General features: G+C 71.1%; 10 protein-coding genes. 9 read left to right on the top strand and 1 reads right to left on the bottom strand.

What is annotated here, in order from left to right; all coding sequences use genetic code 11:
• Positions 1-79: 79 nt before the first annotated feature.
• Positions 80-1,090, bottom strand: a complete 1,011-nt coding sequence (locus VF289_RS04235) for a LacI family DNA-binding transcriptional regulator (RefSeq protein ID WP_330881402.1) — start codon at positions 1,088-1,090, stop codon at positions 80-82.
• Between the two features lie 411 nt (positions 1,091-1,501).
• Between VF289_RS04235 and VF289_RS04230 the strand changes: the two genes are divergently transcribed.
• From VF289_RS04230 to VF289_RS04190, 9 genes are all read left to right on the top strand, one after another.
• Positions 1,502-2,161 (top strand): DUF1961 family protein, encoded by a 660-nt coding sequence (locus VF289_RS04230; RefSeq protein ID WP_330881400.1) that lies wholly within the window; start codon positions 1,502-1,504, stop codon positions 2,159-2,161.
• Positions 2,161-2,841: a DUF624 domain-containing protein gene (locus tag VF289_RS04225; RefSeq protein ID WP_330881398.1), complete on the top strand. Its 681-nt coding sequence runs from the start codon at positions 2,161-2,163 to the stop codon at positions 2,839-2,841. The genes VF289_RS04230 and VF289_RS04225 overlap by 1 nt, the downstream gene beginning before the upstream one ends.
• Before the next feature lie 84 nt (positions 2,842-2,925).
• Positions 2,926-4,458, top strand: coding sequence for an ABC transporter substrate-binding protein (locus VF289_RS04220; RefSeq protein ID WP_330881396.1), 1,533 nt, complete (start codon positions 2,926-2,928; stop codon positions 4,456-4,458).
• A 73-nt stretch (positions 4,459-4,531) separates the two neighbouring features.
• A complete protein-coding gene (locus VF289_RS04215; RefSeq protein ID WP_330881394.1) occupies positions 4,532-5,521 on the top strand; it encodes a sugar ABC transporter permease in 990 nt (329 codons plus the stop codon).
• Between the two features lie 10 nt (positions 5,522-5,531).
• Entirely contained in the window at positions 5,532-6,410 is an 879-nt protein-coding gene (locus tag VF289_RS04210) for a carbohydrate ABC transporter permease (protein WP_330881392.1), read from the top strand.
• A gap of 84 nt (positions 6,411-6,494) precedes the next feature.
• Complete coding sequence (locus VF289_RS04205) at positions 6,495-8,606, top strand: rhamnogalacturonan lyase (protein ID WP_330881390.1); 2,112 nt, start codon at positions 6,495-6,497, stop codon at positions 8,604-8,606.
• Between the two features lie 74 nt (positions 8,607-8,680).
• A complete protein-coding gene (locus VF289_RS04200) occupies positions 8,681-11,368 on the top strand; it encodes a Tat pathway signal sequence domain protein (RefSeq protein WP_330881388.1) in 2,688 nt (895 codons plus the stop codon).
• Complete coding sequence (locus tag VF289_RS04195) at positions 11,365-11,724, top strand: L-rhamnose mutarotase (RefSeq protein WP_330881386.1); 360 nt, start codon at positions 11,365-11,367, stop codon at positions 11,722-11,724. Before VF289_RS04200 ends, VF289_RS04195 begins: the two co-directional genes overlap by 4 nt.
• A 37-nt stretch (positions 11,725-11,761) precedes the next feature.
• Positions 11,762-12,760 (top strand): alpha/beta hydrolase, encoded by a 999-nt coding sequence (locus VF289_RS04190; protein ID WP_330881384.1) that lies wholly within the window; start codon positions 11,762-11,764, stop codon positions 12,758-12,760.

Below are 12,760 nucleotides of genomic sequence, written 5' to 3'. Positions count from 1 at the left end.
AGTACGCCCGTCACGGTCCGCGAGCGGCGAGCGACCGCATGGCGGAAAACGGTTGCTTCGTTCTGGGAGATCCAAGGGTTCAAGGGTGCCGCGCGCGGTCAGGGGCAGGCCCCGTCGACTCGCGCCAGAGGATCCGGGTGATCGAGGGCCGATCCATCGCCGGTGCACCGCCTCCCATTACCTGCAGCAGCTCCTGGAGCAGCTCGGCACCGAGGCGATGGTGGTCGATGGCGACCGAGGTGAGCGAGGGGATCATGGCGGCGCTGAGCGGCTGGGTGTCCCAGCCGGTGACGCTGAGGTCCTCCGGCACCCGCCAGCCCCGTTCGGTCGCGCCGCGGACCGCTCCGGCGGCGAGGGTGTCGTCGCCGGCGAGCACGGCCGTGACGGGCGAGTCGGCAGGGAGGTCGCGGACGGCGCGGCGTGCGATCTCCGCATCCCATCGCCCGTCCACGATCCCGGCCGAGCGCAGGCTGAGGTCGCGGGTGGTCCTCTCGAAGGCTTCGAGCCGTCGGGTCGAGGCGGGGTGGCCACGCTCGGCCATGATGTGCAGCAGGTCGCGGTGCCCCTGTGCGGCGAGACGGGTGACGAGCTCGGACATCCGTGTGGCTTCGGACAGGGGGCCGATGCCTCGCATCTGCTCGTCGTAGACGGGGGCGGAGATCACCGGCACGGCGTCGGTGCGCCGGCGGTGCGCCTCAGGAAGGTCCGTGAGGGCCAGTACCGCTTCGTAGAGTCCGGAGTCAGCGAGGTCGGCCACCCGGCCACCGTGCAGCTCGGCGGCGGCGAGCGAGACCACTTCGACCGCGAATCCCTCCTGCTGGGCGGCATCGCTCACGCCGCTGAGCAGCTGCACGGAGCTCGTCGCGTTCCCGGTGGGCAGCACCAGTGCGAGCCGTCCCGTGCTGCGGTTGCGCATGGCGCGGGCCACCAGGCTCGGGCGGTAGTCGAGCTGGGCCACGGCCACGTCGATGTGCGAGGACAGCATGGGGGAGACGGTGGGATCCCCTCGCAGGTGCCGGGAGACGGTCTGGTGGGAGACGCCCGCGAGGCGTGCGACATCCCGGATCGTGGGCCGGCGTGCAGTCGTCATCGAAAGCTCCTGAGGTCCGCAGTGCTACGCGATCGGCACCCGTGCCGACGCCCCGTCGGTGCGCTCGGCAGCATCACGATCCGATCACGGGTGACCGTTCATCGTCGAGGGTCGCGACGCTGTCGAGTGACAGCGCGGAGGGTGCGCGCATCAGGGATGGTGGTGCGAGCGTCGCGCCAAGATAGCAGGTCCGCGCCGGGCCGGGGAGGCCGAGGGGCGCGAGGGGCTCGGCGGGGTCATCGACGGAGTGAACGGTCACTCGAGCAGTGCCGGCAAGCGCTTCCTGCGAGGGGCGGGGCCGGGTTCGGGAGAGTGCTTGACGGCACCGCTGGAACGATTCAAGATGACGTGGCACACACCGGACCCGCCGCGTCGGCGGCGTTCAGGACGGGACGACGAGGAGGTCCGACGATGAGCACCGAGCTGTACCGCAGCGCTCTGTCCACCCCCGAGCACCTCGCGGGCTGGACCGTCGAGGGCCCCCTGGTCGCCTCCTTCCCGCAGGGTCGACTGCGCCTCGAGAGCGCCACGGAGCACACCCCTGGGCAGGCCGAGCACTTCGTCGCCTGGCTGCCCGTCGAGCACGAGGGCGACGTGCGCATCTCCTGGGGCTTCCGGCCTCTGCGCGAACCGGGTCTCGCGATGATCTTCTGGGCGGCGCGCGGGCGCGGCGGGCAGGGCATCCACGACCCCGCGCTGCCGCCGCGCACCGGCGAGTACGCGCAGTACCACTCCGGGGCGATCGACGCGTACCACCTCTCCTACTACCGCCGCATGTGGGCCTCGGAGCGCAGCCTGCACACCTGCAACGTCCGCAAGAGCCACGGCTTCCACCTCGTCGCGCAGGGCCCGGACCCGCTGCCCTCGGTGCTGGACGCGGATCGCGACTACCGCCTCGTGCTCACCTGGCAGGGGAGCACCGTCGACCTCACGATCGACGGCATCCCCTGCCTGCGCTGGACGGATGACGGCTCCCTGGGCGGCGCCGCCCGACCGGGTGGCGCGATCGGGCTGCGGCAGATGGCGCCGCTGATCGCCGAGTACTCGGATCTCCTCGTGGAGGCGCTCTGATGGGACGGGCCGCGCAGGCGCTCTCGGGCGGGATGGATCTCGTCCTGCGTGCACTGGTGCTCCAGGGGATCTGGGTGCTGGGCACCCTCGCCGGCGGCGTCGTGCTGGGCTGGGCCCCGGCGACCATGGCCGCGCTCGACGCCGCCGCCCGTGCAGAGCGCGGCGAGCCGATCCGCTGGCGGCGCACCGCCAGGGTCTGGAAGGACTCGTTCGTCCGCAGCCAGGTCACCCTGGGCCTGCCCGGTCTGTTCCTCGTGCTCGCCGTCTCGGCCGCTCTCAGCGGGGTGCTGCCCACCACCGTCGAGATCGTGCTGTGGCTCGTGGCCGTGCTGCTGCTCATCGCTCTCGCGCACATCCCCGATCTCGATCGCCGCTACCACCTCCCGGCCACCCGGGTGATGGGCCGGTCCGTCGTGCTGGGCCTCGCCCAGGCACCCACCTCGCTGCTGATGCTGGCGGTCCTCGCGCTGTGGACAGCCGTCGTGCTCGCCGTGCCCGGACTCGCCCCGTTCCTCGGGGTCGCCGTTCCGCTGATGGTCGTCCATCACCTCGTCGACCGGTCCCTGGACCGCAACGAGGACCTGCTCTCCCGACCGGCAGGACCGCCGGACGGGCACCCCGCACGACCGTCGCGGGGCGCCGTCGCCCCGCCTCGGCCACGCATCGCTCCCACCGCCTGAGCCGCCGTACGTGTCGAGGAACCCCTCGGCACGGCCCCACCTGCGCCGCCGCACGACGCGACGACGCCCCAGAAAGGAACAAGGATGTTCTCTCGACGCACCCTCCTCGGCGGTGCCGCCGCCGGCGCCACCGCTCTCGGCCTCGCCGCCTGCGGAGGCAGCGGCGGATCCGCCGACGCCGACACCGAGATCACCACGCTGCGGATCATGGCGCCGCTGCTCTCCGACACCGCCCCGGACCCCGAGGGACAGCTCCACCAGGCCGTCGAGGAGCTGATCGGCATGCCGGTGGAGATCACCTGGGTCCCCAACTCCAGCTACGGCGACCGCGTCACCGTGACCATGGCCAGCGACAGCATCCCCCACGTGATGGTCCAGACCGGCAAGACGGCCGAGTTCGCCCAGACCGCGGAGGCGGGCGGGTACTGGGACCTCACCGACATCCTCCCCGAGTACCCGAACCTCACCCCGGAGAACGAGGAGGTCGCGCACGGGGCGAGCATCAACGGCCGCACCTACGGCATCTTCCGCCTGCGCGATGCGATGCGCGCCGCGATCAGCATCCGCAAGGACTGGCTGGACGCCCTGGGCCTCGACGAGCCCGGCACCACCGAGGACCTCATGGAGATCGCGCGCGCCTTCACCGAGGAGGACCCCGCCGGGGACGGCTCGACCACGACCGGCCTGATCATCCCCGCCTGGAACGGCTATGGGAACAACGGCCCCTATGACCTCTGGGAGACCTGGCACGGCACCGCGAACGTCTGGAAGGACGAGGGTGGCACCCTGTCCCCGGCCTTCCTCGCCCCCGAGTTCGTCGAGGCGAACCGCACGATGCGCCAGATGGTCGAGGCCGGGCACGTCAACGCCGACTTCGCGACCATGGACGCCGCCACCTGGAACGAGCCCTTCTTCACCGGCCAGGGCGGTCTGATCGCCGACGTCTCCTCGCGGGCCCTGCAGCTCCTGGGCCTGTTCAAGGATGCGGACTCCGAGGCGTACGCCGACAAGGTCACCTTGGTCGGGAACCTGACGGGTCCCGATGGCACCCAGTGGTCGCTGCCCACCCCCGGCTACTCCGGCTACCTCTCCATCCCCAAGGCCGCGGTCCCCGGCGACGCGCAGCTCGCCACCGTGCTCACCGCCCTGGACGCGCTCTCCTCCGAGGAGGGTCAGCGCCTGCTGAACAACGGCATCGAGGGGGTCAACTACGAGGTCGACGGTGAGCAGTCGGTCGCGATCGAGAGCGAGGAGGCCTCGCTCGTCCAGAGCGACGTCTCGGCCTTCGCGCAGATCGGCAGCCAGTCCAACGGCTACCTGGGCCTGCCGGCCAAGCCCGAGGGGGAGGCGGAGGCGGCGCTCGACGAGAAGCGCCTCACCGTCCACGAGGCGGACATGGACAGCGCGGTGTTCAACCCCGGCGCGGCGTACATGTCCGAGTCCTACCTCCAGAACGGCGCGATCCTCGACCAGATCGTGGTCGATGCCCGGCTGAAGTACCTCGCGGGACAGATCGACGAAGCGGGGCTGACCTCCGAGCTCGAGCGCTGGACCAGCAGCGGCGGCCAGCAGGTGGTCGACGAGATGAACGAGCTGTACCAGCAGGGCGCGAACTGATGATCGGCCGGTGGGGGCGCGTCGCCGCACGACGCGCCCCCGCCCTCACCACGAGGACGGAGCGAGAATGGTCATGACGAACAGCGCCGGCGGTGCCCCGCCCGTGCCCCTGGAGGTCGAGGAGCAGCCGGCGCCCGGGGCGAGCAGCACCCGACGGCGGCGCAGCCTCCTGAAGCGCCTGCGCCGCTCCCCGATGCTCTATCTGATGCTCCTGCCGGGCGTGGTCTACTTCGCGGTGTTCAAGTACGCCCCGATGTACGGGATCACGATCGCCTTCCAGGACTACCTGCCCTTCCTGGGCATGCAGGGCAGCCCGTGGGTGGGATGGGACCACTTCGAGAGGCTCTTCAGCGGCCCGGACTTCGGGCGCCTGCTGAGCAACACGCTGATCCTGGCGTTCCTGAACATCGTGATCGCCTTCCCGGCGCCGATCATCGTCGCGCTGATGCTCAACGAGCTGCGCAAGCAGATGCTCAAGAAGTTCATCCAGACCGCGATCTACATCCCCCACTTCCTGTCCTGGGCGATCGTCTCGGGCCTGACCTATCTGCTGTTCGCCCTGGACATCGGACCGATCACGGTCCTGTTCAACGACCTCTTCGGCGGGCGGGTCAACTTCCTCGCGGACCCGGACTGGTTCCGACCGCTGATCATGGCCCAGACCCTGTGGAAGGGCACCGGCTGGGGCACGATCATCTACCTCGCCGCTCTCGCGGGCGTGGACAAGCAGCAGTACGAAGCGGCGATGATCGACGGCGCCGGACGCTTCCAGCAGCTGCGCCACGTCACCATCCCCGCGATCATCCCGACCGTGATCATCATGCTGATCCTCAACATCGGGAACTTCCTGGACACCGGGTTCGAGCAGATCTACATGCTCACCAACTCGCTGAACCGCGAGGTGGCGGACGTGTTCGACACCTACGTCTACTTCATGGGCATCACCAACGGCGCCTACAGCTATTCGACGGCGATCGGGCTGTTCAAGTCCCTCGTCGGCCTCGTCCTGATCCTCGGCGCGAACTGGCTCGCGAAGAAGTTCACCGAGTCCTCACTGTTCTAGGAGCCCTGCCATGCCCATCAAGTACGACACCCGGCGGGACAAGGTCTTCGACGGGGTCAACATCGCGCTGCTGCTCGGATTCGCGGCGATAACGATCCTGCCGTTCCTCTACGTGCTCGCCGCCTCCTTCGCGACCGAGTCCGAGATCGCCGCGCGCCCGTTCTTCCTGTGGCCGGACACCCCGACCCTGGAGACCTACCGCTACATCTTCTCGACCGACACCTTCCTGCGCTCCCTGGCGGTGACCGTCGGTGTGACCGCGGTGGGCACGCTGGTGCAGATCACGCTGACGATGCTGATGGCCTACCCGCTCTCGGACCCGAACCTCGTGGGCCGTGGTCTGATCATGCGCCTGGTGCTCTTCGCGATGCTCTTCTCCGGGGGCATGATCCCGCTGTTCCTCGTGGTCAAAGAGCTGGGACTGCTGGACTCCTACTGGGCGCTGATCCTGCCGATGGCGATCAACCCCTTCAACCTCATCGTGATCCGCACCTTCTTCCAGCAGCTCCCGCACGAGCTGCGCGAGGCCGCGGAGATCGACGGAGCGAACGAGTTCACGACCTTCTGGCGGATCATGCTCCCGCTGTCCAAGCCGGTGATCGCGACGTTCTCGCTGTTCTACGCGGTGGGGCTGTGGAACGACTTCATGTCGCCGCTGCTGTACATCTCCGACAGCTCGAAGTGGACCCTGCAGATGTTCGTGCGCCAGGTGACCATCTCGAGCGATCCCTCCACCACCCTCGGCAACCTCGACCCCAACTATGTGCCGCCCAAGGAGGGCCTGAAGTTCGCGGTGATCGTCATCGCGACCCTGCCGATCATGCTCGTCTACCCCTTCCTCCAGAAGCACTTCGCCAAGGGCGTGATGATCGGCTCCGTCAAGGGCTGACCTCACGAACCGGTTCCGCCGTGCGTCGGCCGGATCCACCTCTTCGGCACCCGCCCGATGCAGCGCCCCCCGAACGGAGCAACGATGCACCCGACGTCCCCTGCACCCTCGTCCCCTGCACCTTCGTCCCCGACCTCCTCCCTGGCCCCAGTTCCCTCCGGCGCGGGCTGGTCCCGGGTCCTGCACCGCCCGGCGTCGCTGCTGCTCGCGATCCCGCTCGCCCTCGGGGGCGCCGGCATCGCGGTCGTGGAGACCGCGTCCCCGGCGGTCGCAGCGCCGAACTCGGGGACGGCGCTGCAGCGCGACGCCGAACGCCTGGACCGCGGCGCCGTCGCTGCGGTCACCGACGACGGCGTCTTCCTCTCCTGGCGCCTGCTGGGGGACGAGTCGATGGACACGCAGTTCGTCCTGTTCCGCGACGGAGAGCGGATCACCCCGGAGCCGATCACCGATTCGACCAATCACCTGGACGCAGGCGGTACGGCGGACTCGACGTACCGCATCGCGCGGGTCGGCGGGAACGCGAGCCCGGACTCCGGTCAGCAGTCCCCCCGCGGCAGGAACCTGGTGTGGGTGAGCGAGACGTTCGCGCCGTGGGCGCAGAGCCACCTCGACGTGCCGCTGGACAAGCCCGCGGACTTCCTCGCCGTCGACGGCACCGCGCAGACCTACCGCGCCAACGACACCCTCACCGCGGATGTCGACGGCGACGGAGAGCTCGAGCTGGTCGTCAAGTGGGACCCGAGCAACTCCCAGGACAACTCCCGCCCCGGCGCCACGGGGACCGTGTATCTCGACGCCTATGAGCTCGACGGGGAACAGCTGTGGCGCATCGACCTGGGCGTGAACATCCGCGCCGGCGCCCACTACTCCCAGCCGCAGCTCTACGACTTCGACTCCGACGGGAAGGCGGAACTGATCGTCAAGACGGCCGACGGCACGATCGACGCCGAGGGCACCGTGATCGGAGATCCCGACGCCGACCACCGCAACGCGGAGGGATACGTGCTGGACGGTCCCGAGTTCCTCACCGTCTTCGACGGGGAGACCGGAGCCGCGATCGACACCATCGACTACGGCGTCCCGCGAGGCACGGTCTCGGACTGGGGCGACGGCTACGGCAACCGCGTGGACCGCTTCCTCTCCGCGACCGCGTATCTCGACGGGGAGCACCCGTCGGCCGTGTTCGCGCGCGGCTACTACACCCGGGCGACGCTCTGGGCCGTGGACTTCGACGGCGAGCGCCTCAGCGAGCGCTGGCTCTTCGACTCCGACGACCCCGGCGACGAGGGCTACGCCGGCCAGGGCAACCACGGCCTCACCGTCGCGGACGTCGACGGAGACCAGAGGGACGAGATCGTCTACGGCTCCGCGACCATCGACGACGACGGCACCGGCCTGTACTCCACGGGCCTGGGCCACGGCGACGCGCAGCACGTGAGCGATTTCGACCCCTCGAGGCCGGGTCTGGAGGTCTTCTCGGTCCACGAGTCGATGAGCCAGAGCGGCGGCCTCGGTGCGACCTTCCGTGACGCCGCCACCGGTGAGGTGCTCTGGGGCGTGCCTGCGGCCAGGGACACCGGGCGCGGGGCGATGGCGGACATCGACCCCCGGTACGAGGGCGCGGAGGGCTGGAACGTCGGCGACGACGCCGAGTGGAACTCCCCGGTCGGCTCGCTGCGCTCCGCGCAGGGCGAGCTCATCTCGACCGAGATCCCGGCAGCGAACTTCGTGATGCTCTGGGACGGCGACCTGCTCAGCGAGATCGTCGATCACGAGTTCGACGACGGCCCGCGCACCGGGGTCCCGACCATCTCGAGGTGGGACTACGAGAACGAGCGGCCCGTGGCGATCTTCCGGGCCGAGGGCACCGCGAGCAACAACGACACCAAGGGCAACCCGGCCCTGCAGGCCGACCTGCTCGGCGACTGGCGCGAGGAGCTCGTGGTCCGCACCGAGGACTCGACCGCTCTGCGGATCTTCACCACCACCGACCTGACCGAGCACCGGTTGCGCACCCTGATGTCCGACCCGCAGTACCGTCTGGCGATCGCCGGGCAGCACGTGGCCTACAACCAGCCTCCGCACACCTCGTACTTCCTCGGGGAGGGGATGGAGACCCCTGCGGCGCCTGCGCTGCGCTACACCACCCCAGCACCGAAGAACGAGCCCGTGCGCGGGCACGAACGCGGCTGACCTGCACGCCGGCCGGTCGCGCCTCGGCGCTCGGCCGGTGTGCCAGTCCCCTTCCACCACGTCAGAGAGACCCCATGCCCTATCCTCCGTCGGACGCCGCGGCGCCGATCCCCGCCACCCCGCTGCGCGTGCTCGAACCGCGCGAGGCCACCGCCGCCGTGCCCACCCAGTTCGGGGTGCCCTGGCCGCGGGGCGTGCTGCCCGAGCCGCCGGCCTTCGAGCTCGTGCACGACGGGGGAGCGGCACCGGTGGACACCTGGGTCACGGCGCGCTGGCCGGACGGGTCGGTGAAGTGGACGGGGCACGCCGGGCTCGCGCCGGCAGGCGACGCCCATCTGGTGCCCGCCGAGGGGGCCGACGGCCTCGACGGAGCGGCGGCGCCCCGGGCGGGCACCGGGGTCGACCTGACCGAGCAGGCCGACGGCTCGATGCTCGTGGACACCGGAGCGCTGAGGGCAGTGATCGCCCCGCACGACGCTGCGCCGCTGCGCAGCCTCGAGATCGAGGGGCGCCTGGTCGGGCAGGACGGACGACTGGTCGCCTCGTCGGCACCGTCTCCGGACTCGGGCGCGAGCCGCCGGGAGCATCGGGTGCGCACCACCGCGGTGCGGATCGAACGCCAGGGAGCCCAGCAGGTCGTGCTGCGCCTCGAGGGCCACCACGAGGTCGCGGGCGGCCGGGTGCTGCCGTTCGTGCTGCGCCTGTACGCGACGGCGGGGTCCCGGCGGCTGCGGGCCGTGCACTCCCTGGTGTGGGACGCGGACCCCGAGTCGCTGTTCCTCACCTCGCTGGGGCTGCGCCTCGAGGTGCCGCTGCGCTCGGCCGCGCACGACCGCCATGTGCGGATCGCGGGCTCCGAGGGAGGCTTCCTCACCGAGGCGGTGCGGGGCCTGACCGGGCTGCGGCGCGATCCGGGCGCGGAGGTGCGCGAGGCGCAGATCGCGGGCCGTCCCACACCACCGATCGAGACGTGGGCACGTGCCGTCTCCGACCGGCTGCACCTGATCCCCACCTGGAACGACTGGACGCTGCGCCAGCTCAGCGCCCAGGGCTACACCCTAGCCAAACGCACCGCGACGGACCGGCCGTGGATCACCGCGGGCGGCGGCACCCGCAGCCGCGGCTACGCCTACCTCGGCGACACGGCCGGAGGGATCGGGGTCGGTCTGCGGGACTTCTGGAAGCTCGTGCCCACCCAGCTCGACGTCACCGGCGCCGCGACCGACCGCGGCGCGGTCACGGTGTGGATGCATGCCCCGTCGGCCGAGCCCATGGATCTGCGCTTCTATCACGACGGTCTCGGCCAGGACACCTACGAGGACCAGCTCGAGGCGCTCGAGATCACCTATGAGGACTACGAGCCCGGCTACGGCGACGCCCGCGGCATCGCCCGCACCCATGAGCTGGTGATCGACGCCTTCGCCGCCACGCCGCGCCCCGAGGAGCTCGCGGACCTCGCCGGGACCAGTGCCCTGCCCCCTCAGCTGCTGGCGAGGCCGGAGAGGCTCCGCGCCGCCGGGGTGCTGGGCACCTGGGACGTGGTGGACCGCTCGACCCCGCAGCGCGCGGCGATCGAGGACCGCCTGGTGTGGCTGCGGGAGTTCTACCGCGATCAGGTCGACCAGCGTGGCTGGTACGGGTTCTGGGACTACGGCGACGTCATGCACGCCTACGACGCGGACCGGCACACCTGGCGGTACGACGTGGGCGGGTACGCCTGGGACAACTCGGAGCTGTCCCCGGACCTGTGGCTCTGGCTCGATGCGCTGCGCAGCGGCTCGGCCGATGCCTTCCGCCTCGCCGAGGCGATGACCCGCCATACCGGCGAGGTCGACGTCTACCACTCGGGCCGCTTCGCGGGCCTCGGCACGCGGCACAACGTCCAGCACTTCGGCTGCAGCGCCAAGCAGCTGCGGATCTCCGGCGCCCAGTACCGCCGGGTCTTCTACTTCCTCACGGCGGATGAGCGCACCGGTGAGCTGCTCGACGAGATCGCCGCCTCCGAGCATGCCCTGCTCGCGGTCGATGCGACCCGGAAGGTGCGCGGCGACGTGTACTCGCCGGATCCCCGCGCGCTGGCGATCGGGCTCGGCACCGACCTCGGCGCCCTGCTCGCCGCCTGGATCACCGCCTGGGAGCGGCACGGGGACGCCGAGGCGGAGGACAAGGTGCGCGGCGCGCTCGCCGGCATCGGCGACCTCCCGCAGGGGTTCTTCACGGGTGAGGCCCTGTGGGACCTGGAGACCCGCCGCTTCGACACCTCCCGCGACCGGGTGCAGGTCTCCCACCTCGCAGCCGTGTTCGGGCTGGTCGAGATCGTCACCGAGGCGATCGACCTGGTGCAGGACCCGGCGTTCGAGCAGGCCTGGCTCGAGTACTGCCGCTGCTACCTCGCCACCCCCGAGGAGCAGGCCGAACGGTTCGGTGCCCCGCTGACCGGGATCTCGCTGGTCCCGGCCTACAGCAGGCTGCTCGCCGTCGCTGCCGCCCACCGCGGGGACCGGGGTCTCGCCCACCGCGCCTGGGACGCGTTCTTCGTGGGCCTCGGCGATCAGCTGAACGTCAACGCCCTGGTGGGGGAGAGGGACTGGCACCGCACCCGGATCGACGGCCCCACGGTGCTCGAGCCGGTCGACGAAGCGCCCTTCGTCTCCACCAACGACGCCGCCCAGTACGGGCTCGCCGCGATCCAGAACCTGGCGCTGATCGGTGAGCATCTCGAGACCGCCGACAGCGCCCCGACCCCCAGGAGCCCCGCATGAGCACCCCTGAGCTCGACCACCTGCTCGCCACCAGCCCCGCCCGCAGCTCCCAGCGCTGCTGCTTCCTGCTGCACGTGCGCCCCGAGAAGCTCGCCGAGTACGTCGCCGCGCACGAGCAGGTGTGGTCCGAGATGCGGCAAGCGCTTGCCGCCGCGGGGTGGAGGAACTACTCTCTGTTCCTGCGTGCCGAGGACGGCATGGTCGTCGGCTACTTCGAATCCGAGGACGTCGACGCCGCCCAGGAGGCGATCTCCCGCGCCGCCATCAGCCCGCACTGGGAGGCGGCGATGAGCGAGTACTTCGCCCCCGGAGGCGGCCAGAAGCAGATCCTGCCGCAGTACTTCCACCTCCCCTGACCCGTCGGCGCACCCCCATCCCCGAGAGGACCGACGCATGAGAGTCACCGCCCCCACCGAGATGGAGCGGCGCCTGCGCACGCTCGTCAGCGCCCTCGCGCACGGCCCGCTCACCCCGGAGGACGAGGCCGCCTGGAACGCCCCGTACGGTCGCGCCGAGCGCTGGGACCTGCGGATCGAGGACCGCGAGGCGCCCGGGCCGCACGGGCCCGTCCCGGTGCGGGTCTACACCCCGATCGTTCCCGCGAACGGGCCTCGCGCGGTGCTCGTGTTCTGCCACGGCGGCTCCTTCCAGCACGGCGACCTCGAGATGCCCGAGGGCGACCACACCGCCCGCGGCGTCGCGGGCCGGGCCGATGCGGTGGTGGTCTCGGTGGACTATCGGCTGTGCGACGAGCCGCCCGGCGGCAGCCCCGCCCGCCGCCTGCCCGGCACCGCACCGGATCTCGACGTGCGCGCCCCGATCCCGTGCGATGACGTGATCGCCGCGGTGGACTGGACCCGTGCCAGCGCCGACGAGCTCGGCATCGATCCGGGCCGCCTCGCCCTCGGCGGGGCGAGCGCCGGCGGGAACCTCGCCGCCGCCGCCTCGCTGCGCCTGGCGGAGGAGGGCCGCGCGCCGGCCGCCTCGCTGCTCATGTACCCGGTGATCCACCCGCTGAACCCCGAGGCCACCGACGAGGAGGCGCGCGCCCTCGGTGACCTCCCCGGGCACCTCCGCTTCACCCCCGAGAAGATGCGTCGCATGAGCGAGAACTACCTCGGTGCTCCGCTCGAGCAGGCCACAGCCCACGACTTCCCGGGCCTGGCCACCCCGGAGCAGCTGTCCGTGCTGCCGCGCACCTACCTCGAGTCGGACGAGTTGGACGACCTGCGCACCAGCGCCCGCCGCTACGCCGAGCAGCTCGCCGTCGCCGGGGTCGAGGTCGAGCACGAGGTGCGCCGCGGCGTCACCCACGGGCACCTGAACAAGGTGGGCCTGCCCCAGGCCGCCGCATCCCGCGACCGTCTGGCCGCCCTGATGAAGGAGCTCTGA

The organism is Brachybacterium sp., from assembly GCF_036379615.1.
In the GTDB taxonomy this organism is placed as follows: Bacteria; Actinomycetota; Actinomycetes; order Actinomycetales; family Dermabacteraceae; genus Brachybacterium.
Note: the sequence above shows the minus strand (reverse complement) of the source record. Positions and strands in the feature narration are given on the sequence as shown.

Excerpts from the sequence above, each read along its gene's own strand:
- VF289_RS04230 (WP_330881400.1), top strand. The coding sequence starts at position 1,502 with ATGAGCACCGAGCTGTACCGCAGCGCTCTGTCCACCCCCGAGCACCTC.
- VF289_RS04200 (WP_330881388.1), top strand. The coding sequence starts at position 8,681 with ATGCCCTATCCTCCGTCGGACGCCGCGGCGCCGATCCCCGCCACCCCG.
- VF289_RS04220 (WP_330881396.1), top strand. The coding sequence starts at position 2,926 with ATGTTCTCTCGACGCACCCTCCTCGGCGGTGCCGCCGCCGGCGCCACC.
- VF289_RS04195 (WP_330881386.1), top strand. The coding sequence starts at position 11,365 with ATGAGCACCCCTGAGCTCGACCACCTGCTCGCCACCAGCCCCGCCCGC.
- VF289_RS04235 (WP_330881402.1), bottom strand. The coding sequence starts at position 1,090 with ATGACGACTGCACGCCGGCCCACGATCCGGGATGTCGCACGCCTCGCG.
- VF289_RS04225 (WP_330881398.1), top strand. The coding sequence starts at position 2,161 with ATGGGACGGGCCGCGCAGGCGCTCTCGGGCGGGATGGATCTCGTCCTG.
- VF289_RS04190 (WP_330881384.1), top strand. The coding sequence starts at position 11,762 with ATGAGAGTCACCGCCCCCACCGAGATGGAGCGGCGCCTGCGCACGCTC.
- VF289_RS04215 (WP_330881394.1), top strand. The coding sequence starts at position 4,532 with ATGACGAACAGCGCCGGCGGTGCCCCGCCCGTGCCCCTGGAGGTCGAG.
- VF289_RS04205 (WP_330881390.1), top strand. The coding sequence starts at position 6,495 with ATGCACCCGACGTCCCCTGCACCCTCGTCCCCTGCACCTTCGTCCCCG.
- VF289_RS04210 (WP_330881392.1), top strand. The coding sequence starts at position 5,532 with ATGCCCATCAAGTACGACACCCGGCGGGACAAGGTCTTCGACGGGGTC.